General features: G+C 72.2%; 24 protein-coding genes and 1 riboswitch. Of the genes, 12 read left to right on the forward strand and 12 right to left on the reverse strand.

Annotated elements, in window-relative coordinates:
• Positions 1-11 precede the first annotated feature (11 nt).
• Together F5972_RS09060 and F5972_RS09065 are read right to left on the reverse strand one after the other, a co-directional pair.
• Positions 12-1,199: an acyltransferase family protein gene (locus tag F5972_RS09060; RefSeq protein ID WP_225311291.1), complete on the reverse strand. Its 1,188-nt coding sequence runs from the start codon at positions 1,197-1,199 to the stop codon at positions 12-14.
• A complete protein-coding gene (locus tag F5972_RS09065; RefSeq protein WP_225311292.1) occupies positions 1,196-2,080 on the reverse strand; it encodes an alpha/beta hydrolase in 885 nt (294 codons plus the stop codon). The genes F5972_RS09060 and F5972_RS09065 overlap by 4 nt, the downstream gene beginning before the upstream one ends.
• A gap of 435 nt (positions 2,081-2,515) precedes the next feature.
• Here F5972_RS09065 and F5972_RS37930 point away from each other — a divergent pair, with 435 nt between their 5' ends.
• Genes F5972_RS37930 through F5972_RS09075 form a run of 3 tightly spaced genes read left to right on the forward strand, consistent with a single transcriptional unit; the run spans position 2,516 to position 4,432 of the window.
• A complete protein-coding gene (locus tag F5972_RS37930; RefSeq protein ID WP_225311293.1) occupies positions 2,516-3,034 on the forward strand; it encodes a hypothetical protein in 519 nt (172 codons plus the stop codon).
• Complete coding sequence (locus F5972_RS37935; protein ID WP_225311294.1) at positions 2,976-3,758, forward strand: sensor histidine kinase; 783 nt, start codon at positions 2,976-2,978, stop codon at positions 3,756-3,758. The genes F5972_RS37930 and F5972_RS37935 overlap by 59 nt, the downstream gene beginning before the upstream one ends.
• On the forward strand, positions 3,755-4,432 hold the full coding sequence (locus F5972_RS09075; RefSeq protein ID WP_150932970.1) for a response regulator: 678 nt from the start codon (positions 3,755-3,757) through the stop codon (positions 4,430-4,432). Before F5972_RS37935 ends, F5972_RS09075 begins: the two co-directional genes overlap by 4 nt.
• A 233-nt stretch (positions 4,433-4,665) precedes the next feature.
• Here F5972_RS09075 and qcrB read toward each other — a convergent pair whose 3' ends face one another.
• From qcrB to ctaE, 4 genes are read right to left on the reverse strand one after another with little or no spacing between them, the layout of a single operon-like run.
• Positions 4,666-6,297 carry a cytochrome bc1 complex cytochrome b subunit gene (qcrB, locus tag F5972_RS09080; protein WP_150932971.1) on the reverse strand — a complete coding sequence of 544 codons (1,632 nt, stop codon included), beginning with the start codon at positions 6,295-6,297 and terminating at the stop codon, positions 4,666-4,668.
• Positions 6,297-7,373 carry a cytochrome bc1 complex Rieske iron-sulfur subunit gene (gene qcrA, locus F5972_RS09085; RefSeq protein WP_150932972.1) on the reverse strand — a complete coding sequence of 359 codons (1,077 nt, stop codon included), beginning with the start codon at positions 7,371-7,373 and terminating at the stop codon, positions 6,297-6,299. Before qcrA ends, qcrB begins: the two co-directional genes overlap by 1 nt.
• Positions 7,370-8,182, reverse strand: a complete 813-nt coding sequence (qcrC, locus tag F5972_RS09090) for a cytochrome bc1 complex diheme cytochrome c subunit (protein WP_150932973.1) — start codon at positions 8,180-8,182, stop codon at positions 7,370-7,372. Before qcrC ends, qcrA begins: the two co-directional genes overlap by 4 nt.
• 17 nt (positions 8,183-8,199) lie before the next feature.
• On the reverse strand, positions 8,200-8,817 hold the full coding sequence (gene ctaE / locus F5972_RS09095) for an aa3-type cytochrome oxidase subunit III (protein WP_150932974.1): 618 nt from the start codon (positions 8,815-8,817) through the stop codon (positions 8,200-8,202).
• Positions 8,818-8,979: 162 nt separating this feature from the next.
• On the opposite strand from ctaE, the gene F5972_RS09100 reads away from it, so the two are divergent.
• The 3 genes from F5972_RS09100 (at position 8,980) to F5972_RS09110 (ending at position 11,436) form a co-directional block, all read left to right on the forward strand.
• Positions 8,980-9,375, forward strand: a complete 396-nt coding sequence (locus F5972_RS09100) for a response regulator transcription factor (protein WP_150932975.1) — start codon at positions 8,980-8,982, stop codon at positions 9,373-9,375.
• 113 nt (positions 9,376-9,488) lie between these two features.
• Positions 9,489-10,541, forward strand: a complete 1,053-nt coding sequence (gene trpD / locus F5972_RS09105; RefSeq protein ID WP_150932976.1) for an anthranilate phosphoribosyltransferase — start codon at positions 9,489-9,491, stop codon at positions 10,539-10,541.
• A 262-nt stretch (positions 10,542-10,803) separates the two neighbouring features.
• Entirely contained in the window at positions 10,804-11,436 is a 633-nt protein-coding gene (locus F5972_RS09110; protein WP_191910032.1) for a sensor histidine kinase, read from the forward strand.
• Between the two features lie 23 nt (positions 11,437-11,459).
• On the opposite strand, the gene F5972_RS09115 is transcribed toward F5972_RS09110, so the two are convergent.
• Entirely contained in the window at positions 11,460-11,747 is a 288-nt protein-coding gene (locus tag F5972_RS09115) for an Lrp/AsnC family transcriptional regulator (RefSeq protein ID WP_150932978.1), read from the reverse strand.
• A 134-nt stretch (positions 11,748-11,881) separates the two neighbouring features.
• Between F5972_RS09115 and F5972_RS09120 the strand changes: the two genes are divergently transcribed.
• On the forward strand, positions 11,882-12,076 hold the full coding sequence (locus F5972_RS09120; protein WP_150932979.1) for a helix-hairpin-helix domain-containing protein: 195 nt from the start codon (positions 11,882-11,884) through the stop codon (positions 12,074-12,076).
• A gap of 67 nt (positions 12,077-12,143) precedes the next feature.
• Here the strand turns inward: F5972_RS09120 and F5972_RS09125 are convergent, their stop codons facing one another.
• The 5 genes from F5972_RS09125 to F5972_RS09140 form a co-directional block, all read right to left on the reverse strand.
• Positions 12,144-14,078, reverse strand: a complete 1,935-nt coding sequence (locus F5972_RS09125; RefSeq protein ID WP_449843637.1) for a caspase, EACC1-associated type — start codon at positions 14,076-14,078, stop codon at positions 12,144-12,146.
• Positions 14,065-14,424, reverse strand: a complete 360-nt coding sequence (locus F5972_RS37075) for an effector-associated constant component EACC1 (protein ID WP_191910034.1) — start codon at positions 14,422-14,424, stop codon at positions 14,065-14,067. The genes F5972_RS09125 and F5972_RS37075 overlap by 14 nt, the downstream gene beginning before the upstream one ends.
• Before the next feature lie 267 nt (positions 14,425-14,691).
• Positions 14,692-16,413, reverse strand: coding sequence for a DEDD exonuclease domain-containing protein (locus F5972_RS09130; RefSeq protein ID WP_150932981.1), 1,722 nt, complete (start codon positions 16,411-16,413; stop codon positions 14,692-14,694).
• Between the two features lie 76 nt (positions 16,414-16,489).
• Positions 16,490-18,091, reverse strand: a complete 1,602-nt coding sequence (locus tag F5972_RS09135; protein WP_150932982.1) for a cellulose-binding domain-containing protein — start codon at positions 18,089-18,091, stop codon at positions 16,490-16,492.
• A 263-nt stretch (positions 18,092-18,354) separates the two neighbouring features.
• A complete protein-coding gene (locus F5972_RS09140) occupies positions 18,355-18,939 on the reverse strand; it encodes a GNAT family N-acetyltransferase (RefSeq protein WP_150932983.1) in 585 nt (194 codons plus the stop codon).
• Between the two features lie 299 nt (positions 18,940-19,238).
• Here F5972_RS09140 and F5972_RS09145 point away from each other — a divergent pair, with 299 nt between their 5' ends.
• The 5 genes from F5972_RS09145 (at position 19,239) to F5972_RS09165 (ending at position 25,199) form a co-directional block, all read left to right on the forward strand.
• On the forward strand, positions 19,239-20,555 hold the full coding sequence (locus F5972_RS09145; RefSeq protein ID WP_150932984.1) for an NYN domain-containing protein: 1,317 nt from the start codon (positions 19,239-19,241) through the stop codon (positions 20,553-20,555).
• A 163-nt stretch (positions 20,556-20,718) separates the two neighbouring features.
• The gene (locus tag F5972_RS09150; protein ID WP_225311296.1) at positions 20,719-21,660 is read left to right on the forward strand and encodes a C40 family peptidase; all 942 of its coding nucleotides are present in this window, start codon (positions 20,719-20,721) and stop codon (positions 21,658-21,660) included.
• Between the two features lie 306 nt (positions 21,661-21,966).
• A riboswitch (cyclic di-AMP (ydaO/yuaA leader) is annotated at positions 21,967-22,127 on the forward strand.
• Between the two features lie 70 nt (positions 22,128-22,197).
• Positions 22,198-22,749 (forward strand): C40 family peptidase, encoded by a 552-nt coding sequence (locus tag F5972_RS09155; protein WP_225311297.1) that lies wholly within the window; start codon positions 22,198-22,200, stop codon positions 22,747-22,749.
• Between the two features lie 338 nt (positions 22,750-23,087).
• Positions 23,088-23,966 carry a hypothetical protein gene (locus tag F5972_RS09160; RefSeq protein ID WP_150932986.1) on the forward strand — a complete coding sequence of 293 codons (879 nt, stop codon included), beginning with the start codon at positions 23,088-23,090 and terminating at the stop codon, positions 23,964-23,966.
• Between the two features lie 123 nt (positions 23,967-24,089).
• Positions 24,090-25,199, forward strand: a complete 1,110-nt coding sequence (locus tag F5972_RS09165; RefSeq protein WP_150932987.1) for a glycosyltransferase family 4 protein — start codon at positions 24,090-24,092, stop codon at positions 25,197-25,199.
• The last annotated feature ends 89 nt before the right edge of the window (positions 25,200-25,288 follow it).

The following is a 25,288-nucleotide window of genomic DNA, read 5'->3' on the forward strand; positions in this document are numbered from 1 at the left end:
GGCCCGCTCTCTCACCGGCTTTCCCGAACGGCCTTGGACGGGGCCGGAGCCTGTCCGGGGGGCCGTTCACGCCGCCTCTCGGAGCCGTGGAAGGCGGCCCAGCAGACGGCCAGGGCCGCCGCGAAGGCCGGCAGCCACGCCACGCGGGCGGCCACCCAGCCGGGGTCGCCGGGGACGGTGTGCAGGCCGGGCAGCGCCCGGCCGGCGAGCCGCAGGGCCGCCGCCGTGACCGCGATCATCGCGGTCTGGTGCCAGAGGAAGATCGTCATCGCGGAGAGGTTGGCCGCGGCCACGAGCGCCCAGGCGGCGGGGCGGCGCAGCACCCGTCGCAGCGGGCCGGACAGCACCAGGGCCGCCCCGCACTGGGCCAGCCCGAAGGTGACGGCCGCCAGCGTGGGCGGAGCCTGGTTGGAGACCGGCGCGCCCGGCACCCCGACCATGGACGCCGGATAACCGGCCCACAGGACGAGGCCTCCGGTGGCGGCGGCCCCGCCGAGCAGCAGTGCCCATCCGGTCATCCGGCCGCCCAGGCGCCCGCGCGCCCACAGGGCGCCGAGGCAGTACGGCACCAGCCAGCCGGTCCCCACGTTGATCCAGCCGAGCCAGGAGGGCCCGCCGAGGCCGAACCGAACGAGGTCGACGGCCGCGACGGCGGCGAGCGGCCACACGGGATGCAGCCAGACGGGGTGTAGCTGGACGGGGCGTGATCGGGCGATCAGCGGGGTCGCCGCCGTCAGCGCCGCGAAGACCACCAGGAACCACATCGGCGACCACACCAGCTTGACCAGCGCGTACGCGGTCCCGGGGTCGGCGCCCGCGGCGAGCGTCGCGACCGCCACGGCGCTCCACACTCCCAGCACGGGCACGACCGGGCGGAACAGGCGGGCCGTCCGGGCGGCGGCCCAGCGCAGGTGGCCGGTGCCCCGCTCCCGGGCCCGGCCGTGGCTCTCCACGGCCACCCGCCCGCCCACGAAGAAGAACACCGCCATGGTCTGCATCAGCCAGGAGGCGGGCGCGAGCCACGGCATGTACTTCAACGGGCTGGTCACGCGCAGAGCGCCGCTGTCGGCGACCGGCGCGGTCACCAGCCAGTGGCCGAGCACCACCCCGAGGATGGCGAGGGCACGCAGCGCGTCGACGGCGCGGTCGCGCCCGGCGGGGGTCGCCTCATCGACCCGCCGGACGAGGTCACCGATCACGACCCCGCCTCGGCGGTCGTCTGGCCGGAGACGATGCGGGCGACGGCGGCCAGCGCGGGGGAGCCGTCGTTCAGGTAGTCGCTGTGGCCGCCGTCCCCGGCGGCGAAGATCCGTGCGCCGAACCGGGGATCCACGGGGTCCGCGCCGAGCCCGACCGTGCCGAAGGGCAGGCGCACCGCCGCGTGCGGCAGGCGGCCGACCCAGTCCCCGGTGCCTCGGGCGGCCCAGACGGCGGCCCGGGTGCCCATCGCCGCGGTGTCGTCCACCCCGGCGCCGGGGCTGCCGTAGAGGACGACGTCCGCGACGTCCAGGCCGTGCACGGCCCGGCCGCACACCACGGCGCCGTACGAGTGACACAGCAGGCTGACGCGGGCGGCGGGCTTGAGCCCGGCCAGGTCCCGTACGAAGGCGCGCAGGGCGGGGGCGGCCTCGTCGGCGAGGCCGGGGGTCGCCGCCGCGAGGCTCACCGTGCTCGGGGTCCGGTAACCGAGCCAGGCGACGACGGTCCCCCGGTTCCCGAGCGCCCGCTGCAGCCGCATAGAGCCGCCCCGCAGCAGCCCGTACGTGTCGAGGCCGGTGCCGGATCCGGGGACGATCACCGCGATCCGGTCGGCCCTGGCCAGGTCGCCGAACATCTCGGCGGCCCGTCCGCCGTCCCGGCTGTCGAAGGACAGGAAGTGCCGCGCGGGATCGGCCATGGCCCGCAGCATGGCGGCCCGCCACCGGTGGCCCCGCGCCGCCGCGGCCCGCATGGCCGCCTCGACGGCGCCCCGGGTGGCGGCGTACCGGTCCGCCAGAGCGGTGGGGGTCGCGGCCCGCAGCGGGGGCAGGGGCGGGGGTACGGGCGCGGGGACCGCCTCGGGACGCGCCGCGCCGATCACGGGGACGGCCAGCGAGGCGGTGACCAGCGCGGCCAGCAGCCTCCGACGTCCCCGGGCCGGACCTGGGCGGCTCCGGCCCAGACGACGTCGGCCCAGACGGCGCCGGCCGATGGGGCTCCGGGCCAGGGCGCTCCAGGCCGGGCGAGGGTGGCTTTGGGCCAGCGGGCTTTGGCCCAGGGGACCCCGGGCCGGGCCGTGACGGAGGAAGGCGAGGGAGACGCGTCCTAAGCCCCTGCCGCCGGGCGGGAGGGCGGGTGACGGCGGTAACCGGTCAGGGGCCGGCGGTCGTGGGGTGTCGATCACCCGGTTCACGGTGTCGTGCGGCGCGCACGCACCACATCGGACCGTCAGGGACATTCGCCTCGGCACCGGTCGACCGCGGATGTAGACCCCTGGTCGGATGCCGGGCCGAGGGCCGGCGGTTACGCTCTGATCATGCAGGTCACCTTCCCCAGCCCGCTGCTGAGGCGGCTGTCGCCCGGTGGCTGGGTGGTCCTGGCCTGGGGCGCCGGTCTGGCGATCACGTTCCTGATGCGGCTGCGGCTGCCCGGCGAGTGGTACCCCGCCGCACGCCCGGCGGCGCAGTTCTTCCGGCCGGATGGCCTGGCCGGCATGGCGGTGGCCACCGCACTCGCGCTGGCCGGGGGCGCTCTGCTGCGCCGCCGCCCACTGCCGGCTCTGGCCCTGCTGCTCGCCGCGTCCGTCGCCGGCACGACACCCCTGGGCGTGGCGGAAATCCCGCTGCCCCAGTTCCTCGCGGCGGAGATCGCGGTGTTCTTCATCGCCATCGGACGGCCGCGCGCGACCGGCGTCGCCGCCGTTCTCACGGCCCTCGCCGTGCTTGGCGGGTATCTGGCGGTGCGGGTGGCCGATCGCGGCGTCGTCCGAGACCGCCGTGGCCCTGACGACCGTGATCGCCTGGCTGCTCGGCAACTCGGTGGGCGAGTCCCGTGAGCACGCAGAGGAACTGCGCGCCCGCGCCGCGGCCCAGGCGGTCACCGACGAGCGGCTCAGGATCGCCCGTGAGCTGCACGACATGGTCGCCCACACCATCGGCGTCATCGCGCTGCAGGCCGGCGCCGCGCGGCGGGTCATCGACACCCAGCCGGAGCGGGCACGGGACGCGCTCGGGGAGATCGAGACGGCGGGCAGACAGACCCTGTCCGGGCTGCGCCGGATGCTCGGCGCGCTGCGGAGCCCCGAGCCGGGACGTTCACCGCGGCCGGCACTCCGGGAACCGGGGCCGGATCCGGCGTCCCTGGAACCGTTCCTGGAGCCGATCCCGGATGCGGGGCTGTGCCTGGCCGACGTCGAGCGGCTGGCCGCGAGGACGACGGACGCCGGGGTACGCGTCGACGTGCACTGGCGCGGCGAGCGGCGTCCGCTGCCGCCGGAGATCGACAGGTCGGCCTACCGCGTCGTCCAGGAGGCCGTCACCAACGTGGTGCGTCACGCCGGCACGACGTCCTGCCGGGTGTCGATCGACTACCGGGACGACGAGGTGCGCGTCGAGGTTCTCGACGACGGGCGGGGCGGCGGCAGCGTGGGGGCCGGCTATGGCCTCGTCGGGATGCGCGAGCGGGTCGGGCTGCTGCGTGGGTCCTTCTCCGCGGGACCACGTCCCGGGGGAGGCTTCCGGGTCGAGGCCCGCCTGCCGGTTTCCGCGGCGGTCCCGTGACCGTCCGCGTGCTGCTCGCCGACGACCAGCCGCTGATCCGCGCCGCCCTGCAGATGGTCATCTCCGACGCACCCGGTCTCGACCTCGCCGGAGAGGCGGGCACCGGCGCGGAGGCGGTGCGGATGGCGCGGGAGGTAGGTCCCGACGTCGTGGTGATGGACATCCGCATGCCGGAGATGGACGGCATCGAGGCCACCCGCCTGATCACCGCGGGCGGCGGGGCCCATGTCCTCGTCCTGACGACGTTCGACGACGACGAACACGTCTACGGGGCGCTTCGTGCGGGGGCGTCCGGGTTCCTGGTCAAGGACATGGCCCTGGACGACATCCTCGCCGCGATCCGGGTCGTCGCGGCGGGCGACGCCCTGATCGCCCCGCGCGTGACCCGCCGGTTGATCGAGGAGTTCGCCGAGCGGCCCGCGCCCGGCCCGCGGCCCCGCCGCGTCGCGGGGCTCACCGAGCGGGAGACCGAGGTGCTGACCCTCGTCGGACGCGGACTGTCCAACGCCGAGATCGCCGCCGAGCTGTTCATCAGCCCCGCGACCGTCAAGACGTACGTGACGCGGCTGTTGGCCAAGCTCGACGCCCGCGACCGCGTGCGGCTCGTCATCATCGCCTACGAGACGGGCCTCGTGTCCCCCCGCCCGGGAGCACGAGATCGCCCCGACGAGTGAGGCGGGAAACACCGAGCGAGCCGGAGAGGCGCGCCGGTGTCTGGACTGAGGAGTGCGCGGGAGCGAAGCGACCAGAGCGCGACGAGGGCGGCGTTCATGGCGCGCCTCCGGCACGACCTATCGGGCGTGAGCGCCCCGATGAGCGAAGCGGGAAACGCAGCGGCCCGGCGGGGGAGTGGTTCCCCCTGCCGGGCCGCTGCGTGCCGGTCAGGTCGTACCGGTCGGGTCGTGCGTCAGTGGAGTTCCTTGCGCTCGCCGGCGCCGACGGCGGCGTGCTCCTCCTCATGGTGGCCGTTGTGGTGGCCGTCGGTCAGCGGGACGTGGTCGGTGCCGTACGCCTCGCTCATCTTGGTCCGGAGCCGGCCGATCGCGCTGCGGGCGCCCTTGGGCGGGATGCCGTCGCCGTCCGCCGAGCCGACCAGCATCGGGATCTCCTTCTTGCCGCGGATGTGCTCGGCGATGTCCTCCGCCGGCGGCGTGTGGACCTCGATGTACTGGCCGTTCGGCATCCGCTTGATGACGCCGGACTCCACGCCGTGCGACAGCACCTCGGCGTCCTTGCGCTGGAGGCCGATGCAGGTCCGGTAGGTGATCCAGTACGCGATCGCCGGGCCGATGAAGACGGCGAACCGCCCGAACCAGGTGGTCGTGTACAGGTCGATGTGGAAGTTCGCCGAGATCTCGTCGTTGGCGCCGAGCAGCCACAGGATGCCGTAGAACGTGATCGCCGAGATGCCGATCGAGGTGCGGTGCGGGTTGTTGCGCGGCCGGTCGCACACGTGGTGCTCGCGCCGGTCGCCCGTGACCCACTGCTCCAGGAACGGATACAGCGCCAGGCCCGTCATGATGATGCCCATCGGCACCAGCGCCGGGATCAGCACGCTGAACGTCACGGTGTGGCCGAGGAAGTTGATCTCCCACGCCGGCATGAGACGGAGCGCGCCCTCCAGGAAGCCCATGTACCAGTCGGGCTGGGAGCCGGCCGAGATGTTCGCCGGGTTGTACGGCCCGAACAGCCAAATCGGGTTGATCTGGGCGAACGTGCCGAGGAGGGCGATGACCCCGAACGTGAACAGGAAGAACGCGCCCGACTTGGCCATGAAGGCCGGGTAGAACGGCGCGCCCACGACGTTCTTCTCGGTCCGCGCCTTGCCCGGCATCTGCGTGTGCTTCTGCACCCACATAAGGATCATGTGGGCCGAGATCAGCGCGAGCAGGATGCCCGGGATCAGCAGGATGTGGATCGTGTAGAACCGCGGGATGACGTCGTGGCCCGGGTACTCCCCGCCGAACAGGAAGAACGAGATGTAGGTGCCGACGATCGGGATCGACTGCGCGACGCCCTGGGTGATCCGAAGGCCCGCGCCGGAGAGCAGGTCGTCGGGGAGGGAGTAACCGGTGAGGCCCTCCAGCAGCGCCAGCGTGAGCAGGCCGACGCCGATGAGCCAGTTGAGCTCACGCGGCTTGCGGTAGGCGCCGGTGAAGAAGATGCGCAGCGCGTGCGCCGTCATGCCGGCCACGAACAGCAGCGCCGCCCAGTGGTGCATCTGCCGGACGAGCAGGCCGCCGCGGATGTCGAAGCTGATGTGCAGGGACGAGGCGTACGCCTCCGACATGCGGACGTCGTACAGCGGGGCGTAGTTCCCCAGGTAGTTGACCTCGCCCATGCTCGGCTTGAACCAGAACGTCAGGAACGTGCCGGTCAGCAGCAGGATGACGAACGAGTAGAGCGCGATCTCCCCCAGAAGGAACGACCAGTGGTCGGGGAAGACCTTGCGCAGGTTGCGCTTGAGGAAGTTCCCCGCTCCCAGCCGGTCGTCGAGGAACGTCGACGGGCCCGTGATGGCCTTCGGAGGAGCGTTCATCACGCCTTCTCTCTTACTTCAGCTTCGGCGTCGCCGCGCTCCCAGAAGCTGGGGCCGACGGGGACCTTGAAGTCGGACTTCGCGACGAGGTACCCCTCCTCGTCGATGCCAAGCGGCAGCTGCGGCAGCGGCCGGGCCGCGGGGCCGAAGATGACCTTCGCGCCGTCGGCCGCGTCGAAGGTCGACTGGTGGCACGGGCAGAGGATGTGGTGCGTCGTCTGCTCGTACAGCGCGGCGGGGCAGCCCACGTGGGTGCAGATCTTGGAGTAGGCGACGATGCCGTCGACGGTCCAGTTCTTGTTCGTGCCGGACTTGATCTCCTCCGGGCGGAACTTGAGCAGGATCAGCGTCGCCTTGGCCAGCGCGTTCAGGTCCTCCTCGTAGCCCTCGGGGACCACGGAGAGGATGCCGCCGGGCGAGTTGAAGTCGGCGGCGCGGATCGGCTGGCCGGTGCCCTCGACGACGAGCCGCCGCGGCTTGCCGCCCTTCATGGGCTCTCCCCAGACGGTGTGCCGCAGCGAGGTCCCCGGCAGCGGGCCGAGGTCCTTCAGCAGCACCAGCGGGGCGAGGCCGAGCGGCGCCGCGGCCAGCAGCAGCGTGCGGCGCAGCAGTCTGTGCTTGACGAAGCCGCTCTCGTCCGCGCCCTGGAGGAAGGTCTCCTTGACGTACCCGCGCGTGTCCGCGTCGGAGGCCATCAGGTGGCGCTCCTGGACCAGGTTGTACTTCGGCATGATCTGCCGCACCCACACCGTGACGCCCGCGCCCAGCGAGAGCAGGGCCAGGGCCAGGGTGCCGCCGAGCGCGTAGTTCGACGCGGCCGTCTTGTCGATCGTGCCGACCTGGAAGATCACGTACGCGGCGATGAAGGCCGCGCCGGCCAGGAAGGTGATCAGGAAGAGGAACGCGACCATGCGCTCCGCCTTGCGGACCTTGACCGGGTCCTGGGGGATCACGCCCTCGACGCCCGCGGGCACGTGGATCGGGTCGTGCTCCTCGATGGGCGCGTCGGCGGGCGGCGTGCCGATCACGCGCGTCGGCACCCGGCCGCTCTCGGGATACTCGTTCTGCTCTGTCATGCCTGCGCCCGTCGCTTCTTCGCGGTGATCCAGATGGAGGCCAGGATCAGGAGGCTGAGACCCACGACCCACGCCACGAGGCCCTCGGTGACGGGGCCGATGCGGCCCAGGCCCGAGCCGCCCGGGTCGACCTGCGACCTGACGTGGGTGATGTAGGCGATCATGTCACGCTTCTGCTCCGGCGTGATCGTGGAGTCGTTGAACACCGGCATGGCCTGCGGGCCGGTGACCATCGCCTCGTAGATCTGCGTCGGCGTCGCCGGGTTCAGCGGCGGCGCGTACTTGCCGTAGGTCAGCGCGCCGCCCGCGCCCACGAAGTTGTGGCACTGGATGCAGTTGGCCCGGAACAGCTCACCGCCCTTGGCGGGGTCGCCCAGCGCGGGGTTCACCTGCTCCTCGGTCGGCCGCGTCGGGCCGCCGCCCAGCGACTGGACGTACGCCGAGAGCTGGTCGATCGCCTGGTCGGTGGCCCAGTCGGGCCTGGGCTTGCGCGGAGCCTGGGGGCCCGCGTCGGCGGCCGGCATGCGGCCGCTGCTCACCTGGAAGTCCACGGCGGCCGCGCCGACGCCGATGAGCGTCGGGGCCTTGTTGGTGCCCTCGGCGTTCATGCCGTGGCAGCTCGCGCAGTGCGCGACGAAGAGGCTCTTGCCCTCCGCCGCGTCGTCGGCCTTGCCGGACGCGATCGCGGCGTCGGCGGTGCTGCCGTTCGGCGCGGCGAGCGCGTACCCGCCGCCGAGCAGGCCCAGCGCGAGCGCCACGACGGCGACTCGCGCGAGGGGATGGCGCCGTCGGGCGGTGATGGAGTTCACCGAAATCCCCGTTCCGATCATTTGATGATGTAGATGGTCGCGAAAAGGCCGATCCAGACCACGTCGACGAAGTGCCAGTAGTAGGACACGACGATCGCGCTGGTCTGCTGCTCATACGTCAAGCGCTTCGCGGCGTACGTGCGTCCCAGGATGAACAGGAACGCGATCAGACCACCCGTCACGTGCAGACCGTGGAAGCCCGTGGTCAGGAAGAACACCGAGTCGTACGGGGTGTGCGAGAGGACGTGGCCCTCGCGCGCCAGGTTCCCGTACTCGTAAAGCTGACCGCCCACGAAGAAGGCGCCCATCAGGAAGCTTACGACATACCAGAATCGCAGCTTCTTGACCTGGCCTCTTTCCACAGCCCACACGCCCAGCTGGCACGTGACACTCGACAGGACCAGAACGGTCGTGTTGAAGGTCGCGAACGGGACTTCGAGGTGCGCCTCGGGCCAGTGCGTGCCCTGGCCGAGGCTGACCGACCGGATGGTGAAGTACATCGCGAACAGCGCCGCGAAGAACATGAGCTCAGAGGACAACCACACGATGGTGCCCACCTGAACCAGGTTCGGCCGGCTGGACCCGTGCGGTCTCGTCGTCGTAGTAATTGCGGATGCTGTCGCCACGCCCAGCATTATTGCGGCTCTCCAGGTCGGGTCGCCCCACGACCCCCCGCTAGGGTCCGTCCGCGCCCGCGGAGCGGGCATGCCATGGCAAGAGCCCCGGGGCTGCGAGCCTGGCAGCCGCGCCGGTAGCATCACGATGACCATACCCCGCGATTCGACAGTGAGCGTGTAATGAGGGTTCTCGTCTACAGCGACGACGCAGGCACCCGGGAGAAGGTGCGGCTGGCCATCGGGCGGCGCCCCGCCGCTGACGTGCCCCTCGTCGAGATCGTCGAGTGCGCGACCCAGCCGGCCGTGCTCAGGCAGCTCGACTCCGGCGAGATCGACGTGGCCGTGCTCGACGGCGAGGCGGTGCCGGCCGGCGGCATGGGAGTGAGCCGGCAGGCCAAGGACGAGGTGCACGACTGCCCGCCGATCCTGCTGCTCATCGCCCGCAGGGACGACCGCTGGCTGGCCAACTGGTCCCGCGCCGACGCGGTGGTCGCGCACCCGCTCGACCCCGTCGTGCTCGCGGAGGCCGTCGCCGATCTCATGCGGCGCCGCCTGAGCGTCACCCGGGCGCACTGACCTCTCTTCCGGCGTTCCAGCCGGGTTTTGCCGCAAGTTTTACCCGGTTCGTACCCGGCGCCCTCTCCGGCCTGACATCTCCGACCTGACCTCGACATATCGCGGAGCCCACGATGGACACGCGCACCACCTGGCCCTCGACGCTGAACGCCCTGCTCGCGGGTGAGAACCTGACGGCCGACGAGACGGCCTGGGTCATGGGGGAGATCATGTCGGGGGCGGCGACCCCGGCGCAGATCGCCGCCTTCGCCGTCGCGCTGCGGGCCAAGGGCGAGACGGTCGCCGAGGTGACCGGCCTCGTCCGCACCATGTTCGAGCTGGCCACCCCGCTCACGGTCGAGGGGCCGGTGCTCGACATCGTCGGCACCGGCGGCGACCGGGCGCACACGGTGAACGTCTCGACGATGGCGGCGATCGTCGCGGCCGCCGCCGGAGCGAGGGTCGTCAAGCACGGCAACCGCGCCGCCTCCTCGCTGTGCGGGGCGGCCGACGTGCTGGAACGCCTGGGCGTCGCGCTCGACCTGGCGCCGCAGATCACCGCCAGGGTGGCGGTGGAGGCGGGCATCGCCTTCTGCTTCGCGCCCCTCTACCACTCCGCGCTGCGGTTCACCGGCCCGCCGCGCAAGGAGATCGGCGTGCCGACGGTCTTCAACTTCGTGGGGCCGCTGGCGAACCCGGCGCGTCCGGCCGCCCAGGCGATCGGCGTGTTCGACGCCCGGATGCTGCCGGTGATGGCCGGCGTGTTCGCCGAGCGCGGTGTGTCGGCGCTCGTGTTCCGGGGCGACGACGGCCTCGACGAACTGTCGACGGCCGCGCCGTCGACGGTCTTCGTCGTCCGGGAGGGCACCGCGACCCAGACCGTCTTCGACCCGGCCGACCTCGGCATCTCCCGTTCCGAGCCGGGCGACCTGCGCGGCGGCGACGTGGACTTCAACGCCGCGGCGGTGCACGACCTGCTGCGCGGCAAGACCGGGCCCGTACGGGACGCCGTGCTGCTCAACGCGGCGGCCGGCCTGGTCGCCTACGACGGCCCCGGCGACGACCTCGTCGCCGACCTGCGGGCGGCGTACGCCCGGGCGGTGGAGGCGGTCGACTCGGGCAGGGCGGCGCAGACCCTGGAGCGGTGGGTGGATCTGAGCCGCACGCTCGGCTCCTCTGGCGCCTGACCCGGCTGCCCGGCTGACCGTTTCCGGCCGTCTCCATCGCTGGAGGGATGACGCGTCCGCCTGTGTGGGGACGTGCCGGGTTCCGCCTGAGCCGTACCTTTCGGGCATGATGCGCCTGTTCATTGCCCGAGCCCTCCGCCGCTGGGCCGTCCTCACCCATGGCAGGATGGCCTCTCTCGTGCCCGTACGCTTTGCCGGCCTCCGGCCCGGTGGTGTGGGTCCCGGCAGTGGGACGGCCGGGAGACGGGGACGGGAGACGGGCGTGGAGGGCGCGGCGTCCGTCGCGCGGGAAAGCGACCTCTGCCCGGATGACGCCGCGGCCTGGGAGCGGCTGCGCATCGCGTCGGAGCTGCACGATCTGGTGGCGCACGACCTGAGCGTGATGACCCTCGGGGTGGGCGCGGGCCGGGTGATCATGGACAAGGACCCGGAGCGGGCGCGGCAGACGTTCCGCGACGCCGAGGAGTCGGGCCGCCGGGTCCTGTCCGATCTGCGGCGCATGATCGGCCTGCTCCGCATGGACGGGCTGTCCCGAGGACCGCAGCCGGGGCTGGGCGAGCTGCCGGACCTGCTGGACGACTTCCGGGCGAGCGGGCTCGCCGTCTCCCTCACCGAGACCGGCACGCGGAGCGGCGGGCCGACGCTGGAGCTGTCGGCGTACCGCATCGTGGAGGAGGCGCTGGGCAGCGCCCTGTGGTACGGCATGGCCCGCACGGCGACGGTCACCCTGCGGTGGCTGCCCGCCATCCTGGAGGTCGCCGTCCACGACGACGGGCTGCCCCGCGACAGCCTCGTCGGCACCTGGGAGCGCGCGGCGCTGTTCGGCGGCTCGGTGGCCGAGCATCCGCTGCCGGGCGGCTTCGAGGTCCGCGTCCGCCTCCTGCGCCCCGCCTGACCGCGACGGCGGCCCGGGGAGGGTCAGTCGGCGTCGCTGAGGCCGATCGAGAAGGCCGCCTCCAGGTCGTGGCGGGAGTAGGTCCGGAAGGCGATGTGGGTCTCGGTGTGCCGCACGCCGGTCACCTTGTTGATGCGGCCCGGCACGACCTCGGCCACCTCGTCGTACCTGGCGACCCTGACCATCGCCAGCAGGTCGAACTCGCCGGTGATCGAATACACCTCGCTGACGCCGTCGACCTCGGCGATGGCCTCGGCGACCTCGGGAATCCGGTCGACATCCGCCTTGATGTGGACGATCGCGGTGACCATTCGGGCCTCTCCTGCTGTGTCGCGGCTTCGCTGTCCCACCCGACCCTAGTGCCCTCGTCGGCGCGCTCTATTTCGGGCCGGTAGTCCGATGTCGCCTGGCTGTGGCGCGGGCCGGACACGGCATCATGAAGGGCGTGGACACCTCTCTCGACACCCTGCCGAAGATCGGTGCACCGGCGACGCGGGCCTTGGCCAACGCCGGTTACCCGGCCCTGCGTGACCTCGCAGGGGTGCCGCGCGCCGAGCTGGCCAAGCTGCACGGCATGGGGCCAAAAGCGCTTGAGATCCTTCAAAGCGCTCTGGAGCAGCACAACCTCAGCCTGGGTTAGCCGATCGACGACCACCGCGTCCCGCCGGAGCCTCCTGCCACCTTTCCTTGTGATCGGCCTGGGGGGCTCAGGCCGGGGCGAATCCGAAGATGATATGGCCTTGCTCGTCGGGTACCCGGCCGAGCAGGGTCGTGCGGCCGGCGACGGTGCCCGGGTCCGGGCCGGCGATGTCCATGGTGGCCGCCGCCCACCAGTTCGTCTTCGCGTCCCAGGCGGTCGTGAGCAGGGACCTCTCGTCGTACCAGCCGACGTTGCCATACGGCCGGTCGGCGTAGAGGCGGTTCGCGGGGTATGCGCCGAGCAGAGCTCCCCGCCGTGCGTCCCAGACGCAGACCTGGTCGTCGTGACGGCCTCGGGGACAGTGGGTCACCATTCGCTCTTCCGACGGGGAGAAGGCCCCCATCCCGTACTGCCCGAGCAGCCCGACCCGTTGGAACGTCCGTTCCCTCCGGCCCCTGACGCTGAAGAACCGCACGTCGAGCGGATCTTCCTGCCCGAAGTTCCCGGCCACGCTGCCGTCCGGTCCCCACTGGTAGGGGGCGGTGGCACCCAGAGCGAGAACCGTCGGCTTCATGTCGGGCAAGCCGGCCGTCACGGCGCTCGCCCCGCGCGGATAGCTGTACTTGCCTTTCGCGTCGACCGGTGCCTCCGTGAAGAGCAGTGTCGTGCTCGTCCTGTTCCATTGCGGGTTGGTGGCGAACACGGTGCCCGGCACGTCGATGACCTTCCGCTTGGTCCCTGCCCGGTCCATGACGACCACGTCGGCACCGGGCACCGCGCGCATGTCGACACCTGCGATCCACCTGCCGTCGGGGGAGACCGCGACGTCCAGGTAGTCGCTCCCGAAGCCCAGGGGAGTCGCGAAGCAGCGGCGATCGGGTTGCCACAGATACGTCTTCGGATTCGGGCGGTCCCCTCGCGGAGGTTCGAACCCGATGACCGTCGTCGGCCCGGTGAGGTCGCGGAGCAGGCTGATGCGGGACTCGGGGAACCGGGTGGCCCTGCCCGGCCGGTCGGCACGTGAGAGTTCGGATCCTCCCGGTTCAGCGGCCGGGCACACGCCGGTGGCCGAGAAGCGGGCCGTCACCCTCGGGAGGAGGGCGACGGTAAGGACGACGGTAAGGACGACGACGAGAGCCGTGATGGCGACGGCCGCCCGTCGCGTGAGGCGCGGGCGGAATCGACGGGGGACCGGTTCGGTCCTCGGCGGAGGGACCTCCGAACCCTTCGGCGGCGCCTCCGCGGGACCCCGGTACGCGCGATTCCGTCCCAGAACGAGTGCGCCGCCGTCGTCCCGGGTGCTGAGGTGCGGCCGCGGCAGACCGCGGCCGAGCATCTCCCGCCGCAGGGCGGCGAAGACGGAACGGACGTCGAGGTACGGCCCCGCTCCGGGGATCCCGTTCTCCAGAGCCGAGATGAGGGCTCCGCTGAACGCCGTGTGGCGGTCGCCGGGATTCGCGCGGGCCCGGGCGTAGTCGGAGGTCGCCGTGAGCACGCAGGCGCCTTCAATGGGCGCCTGATGCGCGAGCTCCCGGTCCTCCTCCGAACCGTCGAGGAAGGCGTCCGAGTGCGCGCGGCCGGAATAGCAGCAGTCCAGGATGACGACCTTGCGCCGCGAGCCGGCGCCGCGCACCGCACGGCGGATCTCCTCGTACGGGAGCGCCGTGAAGTGTTCCCGCCTCTTGGTCCCCGGTAGGGCGAGCAGGAGGCTGTCGTCGTCGTCCTCGTCCAGAAAGCCGTGTCCGACGTAGTAGACGACGAGGGTGTCGGTGGCCTGGCTCGCCACCTCGTGGATCCGGCTCAGTATGGCGTTGCGGCCCAGCCCGCGCGTTCCGTCCAGGATCGCGACATTGCGGCCGGGGATACCCCAAATCGTCTCATCGCAGAAAAGGGTCTTCAATCGGCGGAGATTGGTGGGTGCGGCGGGAACTCGTGCGAAGTCCACAAATGAGGAGAATCCAATAAGAATCAGACGGGACCGCGCGGGATCAGGAATCGCCACCCCGGGGCCCCTCGAGCGTGCGTACGACCCGTTCCAGCTCTTCCCTCGAACCGCCCCGCAGTTCGACGCGCACCCCGTTTTTCTCCACGGAGACCGTCCATTTCGTGGACCGGCCGTCTCTCCAGGCGGCGATCGAGACGAGTAGCGCGCCGAGCGCGCCGGCGCTGTCGACGACGGCCAGGATCGCGTCGAGATCGGGGCCGAGCTCGTCGGCCGCCGGGGGATCGCCGTCGCAGGCCGACAGCTTCGCCAGCCGGCCCAGGTCGGGATCGCGTCTGAGCGCTCGATAGAGGGCCCTGGTCTCCGCGCCGGTGTCGGCTTCGACCCGAATAAGCACATTCGTCATAGCCGACGACCCCCTTTTTCGTTTCACGCTCCGCTCACACGGCTTCAAGAAATGAAATGTATCAAGACTTGACCATGCCTCGAAGCGGCCTCGACGACGCGCGGCACGGGCCATATGGCCGACGAAGTCCGGACCGGACGGAAAAGAGGGCGTCGGCGCCCGGCGGAATCCCCGTAGCCTTTCTCCGGAAATCCGCCGCCGTTGAACTTCTCGCGTCATCGTCGATCGCGGTGACCCGGGGCGTGATCCCTAACCCGGGGCGGAAGCTCAGCGCAGGGGGCGGCCCTCGCGGCGGTCGCCGCGCAGGTGCAGGTAGGCGCGTTCGATCCGGCCGACCAGCCGCCCCGCGCCGTACGCCGGGAGGCTCCAGACGCCGTCGACCTGGACCAGGCGCACGCCGGGAGAGTCGAGCCACCGCAGCACGCACTCGGTCTCCTCGGCGCTGGCGGCGGGGGTCGGGCCGGGGCCCGGCGTCACGGTCTCCGCGGTGGCGACGAGGGCGTCCACGTACGGCGTGGGGTGGGCGCCCCGCGGCATGACGCCCGCCGCGGCGAGCCTGCCGTACCGGATGACGTGGATGTCCCAACCGCCGCCGAAGGCAGGGCTGGCCGCGACCATCTGGGGGATGCCGGTCAGCGACCGCAGGCGCTGCATGCGCGCCGCGGTCCGGACGTAGGCCGCGAGCCGGTCGCGGTCGACCGCCGCCTCCTCGTACCGCTGCTCGTCGGCCAGGCGCCGCATGCGCGCCTCCATCGCGGAGAAGACGGCCTCGGCGTCGTGCTCCATCGCGTGCCGGGCGCGGCCGGCGTGCCGGGAATAGGCCTCCTCGCTCTCCCGGCCCTCGCAGGGCGCGCCGCAGCGGCCGATCTCCGCGAGCGCGCAGGCCGGCCGGCGCACCCGGGCCGACAGCCGTTCGGTGCACTGGCGCAGCGGCAGCGCCTCGTGCATCGCCGTGCGCGCGTCGTCGGCCGTACGGCTGCTGCCGAACGGCCCGAGATAGGCCGCTCCGTCGTCGCGCACCTCCCGGACGACGCTGAGCCGCGGGAACGGCTCATTCGTCAGCTTCAGCCAGACCACCCGCTCGGGGAAGCGGGACCTCCTGTTGTAGCGGGGCTTGGTCGCCCCGATCATCCGCAGTTCGCGGATCTCCGCCTCCAGCGCGGTGGCGCACACGATGGTCCTGACCCGCTCGGCGATGCCGACCATCTCGCGGATGCGCGAACGCGTCTCGCTCGCGGTGAAGTAGCTGCGCACGCGATTGCGCAGGTTGGAGCTCTTGCCGATGTACAGCGCCTCGCCCCTGGCGTCCTCGAAGACGTACACGCCCGGCGCGCCGGGCACGCCGTCGGTGAGGTGGCGTTTTCGCTGCTGCTCGCGCGTGGGGGCGCGCACGAAGCCGCGCAGATCCTCCAGCGTGTGCACGCCGAGCGAGCCGACCCGGGAGATGAGGCCGTGCAGCACGTCGACCGTGGCCTTGGCGTCGGCCAGCGCCCGGTGGCAGGGCTCGGTGGAGCTGCGGAAGACCCGCGCGAGGGTGGCGAGCTTGCAGTTGGGGGTCTCGTCGCGGGTGAGCACCCGGCGCGCGAGGTCGGCCGTGTCCACCACGGGGTTGGCCGGGGGCGGGTAGCCGCCCGCCTGGCAGGCCGCCTTGAGGAACGACATGTCGAACGGCGCGTTGTGCGCCACCAGCGCCGCCCCCGCGATGAACTCCAGGAAGCTCGGCAGCACCTCGGGGAACTTCGGGGCGGCCATGACCATCGCGTCGGTGATGCCGGTGAGCACGGAGATGAACGGCGGGATCGGGCCGCCGGGGTCGACCAGCGTGGCGAACTCGCCGATCACCTCGCCGCCGCGGACCTTCACCGCCCCGATCTCCGTGATGGCGTGCTCCGCGGCCGATCCGCCGGTGGTCTCCAGGTCGAAGACGACGAACGTCACCTCCTGCAGGGGAGTGCCGAGCTCGTCCAGCGTGCCCTGTACCGCGTCCACGCCAAGACCATAGAGATTCCGACCGACAATTGCCTTCCGGGGCGGCCCGGCCTGGCCGGACCGCCCCGGGCGGGAACTAGCCGAAGGTCACGACGAGGCGGCCGTCGGAGGCGAAGGACCAGCGCGGCGTGCCCCGGTAGGAGGAGCAGCGGGACCCGTTCGAGCCGGACCAGAACTGGTTCGAGCCGTCGGAGTTGCCGACGATCTTGTCGTTCGATCCGCTGCCGCTGCGGCACGAGGTGTTGTTGCGGAACACCGAGGTGCCCGCGTCGAAGGAGTAGTTGCGCTCGGCGTTGTCGACACTGACGTTGTCCGAGATCGTCATCGTGCCGGGGTTGCGGTTGTAGGTGAACCCGTGGTGGCCGTTGTGATAGGCGATGTTGCGGCGGATGACGTGGTTGACCCCGATGTCCTCGCCGCCGAGCTTGTAGCCGTTGCGGTCGCCGTTGCCGGCCTGGCTGCCGTCGGTGAGGGTGCCGTTGTTGTAGGCCAGGGAGTCTTCGATGGTGACCGGGCCGATGGCTCCGGTGTCCGTCTTGGTGTAGAGGTCCCAGCCGTCGTCGATGTTGTTGTGGGAGACGTCGTAGCGGAAGACGTTGCCGTTGCCCACGGTCAGCTTCGCGGCGAAGCCGTCGGCGTTGTCGTGCGACTCCGAGCTCACGACGAGGTTGTTGGACGGCCACTGGGCGCGGGGGGTGTCGGAGGCGATCCTGCCGAGCTGCAGCCCGGTGTCCCGGTTGAACCGCGTCACCGCGCGCTCGATGATGTTGTTGCTGCCGCCGACGTAGATCCCGTTGTCTCCGGCGCGCTGGACGACGACGCCGTAGACGTGCCAGTACGACCCGTACAGCGCGAGCCCCCGGTTCGAGGAGGACTGGCTCTGGGCGGAGAAGTTCAGCACCGGGGTCTCGCCGGGGTAGGCGGACAGCTTCTTGCGGGCGCTCGACGTGCCGTTGTTCCCCGCCGCGATGGTGACCGTCTGCGAGAGGTTGTACGTCCCGCCGCGCAGGTAGATCGTCCCGCCTGCGGCGACGCGGGTGATCGCCGAGGCGAGCGTCGTCGGGTCCGAGATCGTCCCGGACGCCCCGGCGGCGCCGCCCGGCGACACGTACAGCGCGGAGCCGGACGGTCCCGTCGGTGTGGACGTCGGGGTCGACGTGGGCGTGGAGGTGGGCGTCGACGTCGGCGTCGATGTGGGGGTGACCGTGGGGGTTGCCTGGGGAGTGCGGGTGGGGGTCGCGCTCGGGCTGACGTTGATGGTGGTGCAGGTCTCACCGTTCAGGGTGAACGCGGTCGGCTTGGGGTTGGAACCCGACCAGGTGCCGTTGAAGCCGATCATCACCGAGGCGCCGGTGGCGATGGCGGCGTTGTAGTCCATGTTCCTGGCGGTGACGTTCTGCCCGCTCTGGCTGTAGGTGGCCGACCAGCCGACGTCGACCTTCTGGGCGGGGTCGGGGAAGGCGAACCCCAAGGTCCAGCCGTTGATCGCGCTGCCCAGGTTCTGGATCGTGATGCTCGCGCTGAACCCGCCCCACCACTCGCTGTAGGTGTAGGTCACGGCGCAACCGGCCGCGGCTTGGGCGGGGGCCGTGGCCGCCAGCGCCGACGCGGCGAGGGCGACCGCCGCCGCCCCGGCGGCCAGGCGAGCCGCGCGGGCCCGGGGGATGGTGAGGCGCATCGAATCTCCTGAGTGACGGGTGACGCCGTGTCGAGGCCCGGGAGCGCCCGCACCGGCCTGCGACGGTGACGGCCGCGTGCGGCTCCCCGTCGCCGCGGGTCCGCGTCCGAAGTGCCCGTACCGTAAAATCCACCGAGGAGTTAGTCAACGCGTCAAACTTATTCGCCGCCGTACGCTGCGGCGACGCGTGAAACGAACGGCCCGTTCTTTCATTCCGCACGGCTCCGCGCGGCGCCGTACGGCCGGAAACGGACGGGCAGGCGTCAGGCTCGGTGCCCGGCGGAGGCGGCGGGGGAGGCCCGCCACTCGCGCGCCAGCATCGCGTAGACCAGTTCGTCGCTCCACGCGCCGGCGAAGAACTCGTTCTCGACCAGACGGGCCTCAAGGCGCATGCCGAGCCGCTCCATCAGCCGGGCCGACGGGATGTTGCGCGCGTCGCAGTTGCCGTGGATCCGGTGCAGCCCGACGCCCTCGAACCCGATGCGGAGAACCTCACGGGCCGCCTCCGTCGCGAGGCCCAGGCCCTGGTAGGCGGGGTTGAAGACGAAGCCGATCTCGCCCTGGCGGTGCTCCCGGCTGCGCAGGAACAACGTGAGGTCCCCGATCACCGGCCCTCCGCCGGTCAGCGCGGCGGCCACGCTGAGCGCGTCGCCGTCCGCGGCGAGGCTCACACCGGCGATCTTGCGGTCGAGTGCCGCCTTCGTCTCCTCCCGCGTACGGGCGTCCCAGTAGAGATACCGCGTGACCTCGGGAAGCGATTGGAAGGCGTGCAGGTCGTCGAGGTCCGCCTCGGTGAAGGGACGCAGGACCAGCCGGGGGGTGATGATCGGGTACGGCGGGGTGAACACGCCGCCGAGCGTACGGACCGGACCGCCCCGGGCGCCAGCGGACGGCCGCCCGGCCCGGTGACAGATCATGAACAGGACATGGACACGGTGCGACGGCCGTACCCTTGAAGAAGGACAAGAACAGAGGACTGTCTCGCAGATCTTGCCGTGTGAGGGGCGCCGGGTGGGCGCGCCACGAGGCCCGGCCTCGTGGGAGCCCGCTCCTGGGCCCCCACACCCGGGGGCGACAGCTCCGCGAGGCGCCGCCGGGCGATCCCGGCAGGCGGCAGGTCTGCAGGACACGGCCGAGGAGCGACGAGATGAGTTCAGCCGGTGAAGGCCTGTCTCGTCCGTTGCCGGAGCAGGTCCGCTTACACGTGGTCGAGGTCGCGGCGCAGGTGCTGGGCACGATGCCCGCCGCGTCCGTGCCGCCGCCGCTGCGCGGCATCGCCAGGTTCGACCCGCGCAAGCGTGCGCGCCTGGGCAGCGCGCCGATCGCGGCTCAGCTGGAGAACGACAAGGAGTTCCGCGAGCAGGTCGCCGAGGCACTGGAGGCGGCCTGGCCCGAGCTGGTGGCGAGCCTCGCCGAGGGGACGGTGCCGCCGGCGGCGGAGCCGGTGCTGGTCGCGGCGGCGGCCTACCTGACCCGTCCGCCCGGCTGGCCTGACCTGGTCGAGCAGGCGCGGACCGACCTTGAGCAGGCCGCCGCGGCGGGCACGCAGCGGGAGCAGGCGGAGACGCGGCTGCGCGAGCAGCTCGCGGCGCAGCGCGCGTCCGCCAAGGAGGAGATCGACCGGGTTCGCGAGCAGCTCAAGGCGGCCCGCGCCGAGAACTCCGACCTGAGGCGCAAACTGCACGACGCGCGTGAGCGGGTCAAAGCGGCCGAGGCCCGGGCGGCCGAGCTGGAGGCCGAGACGGCCGAGGCGCGAGCCAGGGTGGCGAGCGCCAACGGCGCCGCGGAGACCGAGCTGCGCAGGCTCAAGGAGCGCCTGGCGGACACCGAGCGGCAGCTGGAGGCCAACCGCCGCGCCGCCCGCGAGGGCCGCAGCATGGAGGACGCCCGCGTACGGGTGCTGCTGGACGCCCTGCAGGACGCCGCCGCGGGGCTGCGCAAGGAGCTCGGCCTGCCGACCACCATCAGCAGGCCGGCCGACTACGTGAACGCGGTCGTGCCGGGCGAGCCCGGCGTGACGGCGGTGCCCGCGCGGGCGCTGGCGAACGACGACCCCCAGCTCCTCGACCAGCTCCTCGCCCTGCCCAACCTGCACCTGATCGTCGACGGCTACAACGTGACCAAGACCGGCTATCCGACGCTGACCCTCGCCGACCAGCGCGCCCGCCTGCTCACCGGGCTGGGCGGCCTCGCCGTGCAGGCGCGCGTGGAGGTGACGTGCGTCTTCGACGGCGCCGAGCTGAACGGGCCCGTGCAGGTCTCCGCGCCGCGCGGGGTGCGGGTGATGTTCAGCGCGCCCGGCGAGATCGCCGACGACCTCATCCGCACGCTCGTGCGCGCAGAGCCGCCGGGGCGCGGCATCGCGGTCGTCTCCTCCGACCGTGAGGTGGCCGACTCCGTCCGCCGCATGGGCGCCCGGCCGGTGCCCTCGCTCCTGCTGCTGCGCCGTCTCGGCCGCGGCTGATTCCGGCCGATCCAGTACGGCACGCTCCGTGCGGAGGCCGCTTCGGTGAGTGATGACTGCCGCGAATAGCTGCGAATAGGTTGAAGCGTCAAGATCGCCTAGATAGAGTCGCGCCGCAGGTTCGTTGATCCCGAAGGGGGCCCGAGTGCGAGGGCGTGTGCCGGTGGCCGCTGGGTTGGCCGCCGTGGTCCTGCTGACGCCGCTGACGGGCGCGCAGGCCGATCCGAAACCCACCCTTGCCCAGGCCAAGGCGAAGCTGAACCGGCTGAACGCGCAGGCGGACAAGCTCGTGGACCGCTACAACGCGGCCGGTGAGAAGTGGAAGTCGGCCAAGAAGAAGTATCTGGCGCTCAACGACGACTACAAGAAGCAGAACGCGCGGGTCGAGGCGCTGCGCTCGGGGCTGGTGACGATGGCGGTCAGCAGCTACCAGGTGGGCGGCATCGGCACCTGGGGCGTCTTCTACAACCCCGACCCCGACACCATGCTCAGCGGTCTCGCCACGTACAACCACATCTCCGCCGAGCGCATCGGACGGCTCCAGCAGTACGAGGGCGCGATCCAGGGCCTGAAGGACCGGCGCGACGAGACGAAGGCGGTCTACGCCGAGGCCGCCAAGGTCAGGAGCGAGCTCGCCGACGAGAAGAAGAAGGTCGACAAGCTCGTCAACGAGCAGATGAAGCTGCTGCGCTCGCTCGGCACCTACAACCCCGGCAATCCCAACAGCGCGGGCGTCGCCTACAAGGGCTCCGCTTCGGGCAACGCCCTGTCGGCTCTCCAGTTCGCCTACAAACAGGTCGGCAAGCCGTACCGCTACGGGGGCAGCGGGCCGGACTCCTGGGACTGCTCCGGCCTCGTCCAGGCCTCCTGGGCGGCGGGCGGGGTCGGCCTGCCGCGGACGAGCTACGAGCAGTGGGCCTGGGGCGCGAGCCGCCGCGTGTCCCTCGACGCGCTCCAGCCGGGCGATCTGCTCTTCCATGCGGGCTACGGCCACGTGGGCCTGTACGCGGGAGACGGCAAGGTCGTCCACGCGCCGCAGACCGGCGATGTTGTGAAGATTGTCACACTCGCGGAGTATCACGCGATCGGTGCCGTCCGTCCTTGACAGTCGGCGTGATCTTTGTTCCGGTTGGGAGCTAAGTGCCCAATTTGGGCGCTGTGGTGCCTGCTGTGAGCAGAGTCACACTTAGCCTTATGCGGCGTGGGTACGCTGCGGTTTCTCCCGCGCCGCCTTCGTTATCCGATCTTTATGCGCCGGGGCGGCTTTGCCGAGAGCCGCCGGATCTCGGTAGCTTCTGGGCCGCGGCGAGCACGCCTCGCCGCGGCGAGCCCGGTCCGGCCGGCCGGGCCCGCGTCATCCACCGTCGCCGGCGCCGTCCGTCTATTCACTCCCCTCAGGGGATTTCCGGGCGCCGGGGACCTGCCGAGTCCGTGCAGTCAGGAGGCACGGAGCCGGGGAACCATCGACCTTCTTCGCGAAGGTCCGGGGTGAATCGGCGCGTCCACGCGCCGTAGGGCGACTTCCCCGCCCGAACCCGTCAGCTAACCCGGTAGGCGTACGCGGAAGATCCAAGGAGAGATCCTGTCTACCACCCCCGCTAGCCTGTCCCGTCTTGCCCGAATTGCCCTTGGTGGTGCCGCTTTGACGGCATCCGTAGGGATCGCCGGCGCGCAGCCGGCGGCGGCCGACTCGGTGACGGTCACGGTCACGAAGGTGACCACGGAGACGAACACGAGGTCCGCCGCCACCGGGGCGGCCAAGAAAGCCGCGAGGAAGGCGACCAAGAAGGCCGCCGTCAAGCGGAAGAAGCTCAGCAAGGCCACGCTCCAGCTGGCCAAGGCGCAGCGAGCGGTCACGACCGCGAGGAAGCACATCGGCGATCCCTACCGCTACGGCGCCAGCGGACCGGGCGCGTTCGACTGCTCGGGCCTGGTCACCTACGCCTGGCGCAAGGCCGGCGTACGGCTGCCGCGCACGACGTGGTCCATCCGCAGCGCCGTACGGAAGAAGGTGTCCTGGGGCCACTTCAAGCCCGGCGACCTCATCTTCACCAGCGGCGGCGGCCACGTCGGCATGTACGTCGGGCACGGCAGGATGATCCACGCCCCGCACAGCGGCACGCGGGTCAGGATCGACAAGCTCGACTCCTACCGCAGGGCGACCTTCGTGGGCGCCGTACGCCCCGGCGGCTGATCCGTCCCCCTCGCCCGGTGCCGAGCCCGTTGTCGCCGGCATCACTTCCACGGCTCCGTCCTCCCGCACGGGTGGGCGGAGCCGTGGCGTTTCTCCGCCGACGGATCGGCCGACGGATCGGCCGACGGCTCGCCGGCGCCTGGTAGCGTGCTCGCGTCAGGTCCCGCGGGCGGGACGTCGCTGGACGGCTCGAACGCCGGTGGAGACCCGGTAAGACCCCTATGTGGCACAGGCCGGCGAAGCAGGAAGCCGCGGAAGCGCCGTGCGCGCGGCACAGGCCGGATCTCCGGCGTCCACGCCGAAGCGCACACGCTCGCGGCTTCGGCCCCCGCCGGTCCGTGTCCGTGGCCCTGGTGCTGGCCGCGCTGCTGGCCGGTTCGGCCGCCGCGGCGCCGCCCGACCCCCTCTCGCCCCTGCTGTCCCGGGCCCGCGCAGCCGTGCGCGAGCAGCCCGGCATGTGGACGGGCGCCTCCGTCGCCCGCGGTGAGCACACCGTCGTCGTCGGCGCGCCGCGGCGGCTGGTCGCCGAGATCGCCCGGCTGGCCGGCCGCGCCGACCGTACGGTCACGCGGGTCTGGGGAGCCCACGGCGGCGCGGTGGTCCTCGTGCCCCGCACCGAGGAGCAGGCGGCCCTCCTGGCCGCTCCGGCGGTGGTCGGCGGCCTCGCGGCCGTCGCGACCGGCGACCGGGTGATCGTGCAGCCCGCCGCGTTCGCCCGCCTGTCCGCGGTCGGCCGCCAGGTCGTCGTGACCCACGAGCTGACGCACGTCGCGGCCTCCGGGCCGCGCGCGGTGCCGATGTGGCTCCTGGAGGGCTTCGCCGACTACGTGGGCTACCTCGACAGCGGCCTGCCCGTTCACACGGTCGCCGCCGAACTCGCCGCGGACCTGCGAGCCGGCGGTGGAGCCGGAGCGGAAGCCGACAGGGAGGCCGGCACAGCGGCTGACACAGCGGCTGACACAGTGGCCGGCGCGCCGCTGGCCCGGCTGCCGGAGCCCGCGGACTTCGCCGCCAGGCCCGCCCAGGCGTACGAGGAGGCCTGGCTGGCCTGCCGCTACATCGCCGCCCGGTTCGGCGAGCGGCGGCTGGTCGCCCTCTACCGCGCCGCGCTGAGCGAGGACGCCGACACCGCGCTGCGGAACGTCCTCGGGCTGACCACCGCCGAGCTGACCCGCCTCTGGCGGTCCTCCGTACGGGCCGAGCTGGCCCGGTCCTGATCGCGGCCCTGATCCCGGTCCTGATCCTGGGGCAGGCGGGAGGCGGGACGGGCCTGCGAGAATGCGTTCCCGGGCGGGCCGCGTGGCCGTGGGCCGTCCGCCGCGCCGATACCGGGGGTGAGGATGGCGAACAGGACGTTGATCGTCACGAACGACTTCCCGCCCAGACCGGGAGGCATCCAGGCGTTCGTGCACGGCCTCGCCGCCCGCAGGCCGCCCGGCTCGGTCGTCGTGTACGCGCCGCGGTGGAAGGGGTGTGAGGAGTTCGACGCCCGCCAGCCGTACGAGGTGGTCCGCCATCCCTCCACGCTCATGCTGCCGACGCGCGCGGTGGCGGGCAGGGCGGCGGCGCTGGTCGAGGACGGCGCCACCGTCGTCTTCGGCGCCGCCGCGCCGCTGGGCCTGCTCGCCCCCGCCCTGCGCGCCGCCGGCGCGGCGCGGATCGTCATGCTGACGCACGGGCACGAGGCGTCCTGGGCGCGGCTGCCCGGCGCCCGCGGCGTGCTGCGCCGGATCGGGGCGGGCGCCGACGTCGTGACCTACCTCGGTGAGTACACGCGCCGCCTGCTCACCCCGGTGATCCCCGCGCCCCGGCTCGTACGGCTCGCTCCGGGCGTGGACACCGGCGCCTTCCGCCCCGGCGCGGGCGGCGAGCGGGTCCGGGCGGCGCTCGGCCTGGGCGACCGGCCGGTGGTCGTCTGCGTCTCCCGGCTGGTGCCCCGCAAGGGCCAGGACGTGTTGCTGCGGGCCTGGCCGCTCGTCCTGCGGCGGGTGCCGGGAGCGGTGCTGCTGCTGGTCGGCGGCGGCCCTTCACGGCGGTCACTGGAACGGGCCGTCGCCGGAGCCGGGCCGCGCGGGTCGGTGGTGATCACCGGGTCGGTCCCGTGGGCGGATCTCCCGGCCCACTACGACGCCGGAGACGTGTTCGCCATGCCGTGCCGCAGCAGATTCGGGGGGCTCGACGTCGAAGGGCTCGGCATCGTCTATCTGGAGGCGTCGGCGACCGGCCTGCCGGTGGTCGCCGGCTCCTCGGGAGGCGCCCCCGACGCCGTACGGCACGGCGAGACCGGCCTGGTGGTCGACGGAAGGTCGCACACGGCGGTGGCCGGCGCGCTGTGCGACCTGCTGGCCGACCCGGCCCGCGCCCGCGCGATGGGCGAGCGGGGCCGGGCCTGGATCGAGGAGGAGTGGGGCTGGGAACGCGTCGCGGCCCGGTTCGCGGCACTGCTGTGACGGCCGCTCAGAGGGCCGCCTGCGGCCGGTGACATGGCCCGTGGGCTGGTCGGTGGGCGCCGTGGCCGCTGAGCGTGGTGGGTGATTCT

It is taken from the genome of Microbispora cellulosiformans (assembly GCF_008728085.1).
GTDB classification, from domain to species: domain Bacteria; phylum Actinomycetota; class Actinomycetes; order Streptosporangiales; family Streptosporangiaceae; genus Microbispora; species Microbispora amethystogenes.